This is a genomic window from Larkinella sp. C7 (genome assembly GCF_006149005.1).
Taxonomy (GTDB): Bacteria; Bacteroidota; Bacteroidia; order Cytophagales; family Spirosomataceae; genus Larkinella.
The window spans coordinates 1-534 of sequence record NZ_VBSL01000110.1 but is presented as its reverse complement, the minus strand read 5'-3'; the positions used below and the strand labels follow the sequence as shown (position 1 = coordinate 534).

General features: G+C 39.1%; 1 pseudogene. It reads left to right on the top strand.

The annotated features are described in order from the left end of the window. Positions 1-311, top strand: a pseudogene (locus FH871_RS34610) (hypothetical protein); the annotation flags it as partial. Positions 312-534 lie beyond the last annotated feature (223 nt).

Sequence of the window (534 nt, the reverse complement as noted above, 5' to 3'; positions counted from 1 at the left end):
ACATGTATTTTGATGCTGAAACTGGCCAACAAGCTAAGGGAATTATAGTGACAGATGCCAATGGTCGCAAGTATTTCTATGATACTTTTACTGGCAGTCGTGTTGTAAACCAATTTGTTTTGGTTAATGGAAATTGGTATTTCTTTGGTTATGACGGAGCTGCAGTAACAGGTTTCCATGATATCAAGGGACAACACCTTTACTTCAATTCCGATGGAACACAGGCCAAAGGGACTACGGTAAAAATTGGCAATCGCAGCTATACCTTTGATGCTCACACTGGTGAGCTGACATCTGTTCATTATGGCTGATTGTCAGACTGCAAAGAAAAGAATCGAGTTTCTCGGTTCTTTTTTGAATTTGGTTAAGTTTCAAAACTTATATTGGCCTTGCCTGCCGGAAAATTTTGATTTTCGAAGAGGATAAGGTGACATTTTAAGCTGGAATAGCGACATTTGGGGATATGTCTATAGACTGCAGGCTATAGGTATAGTAGACTGTGTTAGTTGAATTTACTCAGCAACATTAACTCTC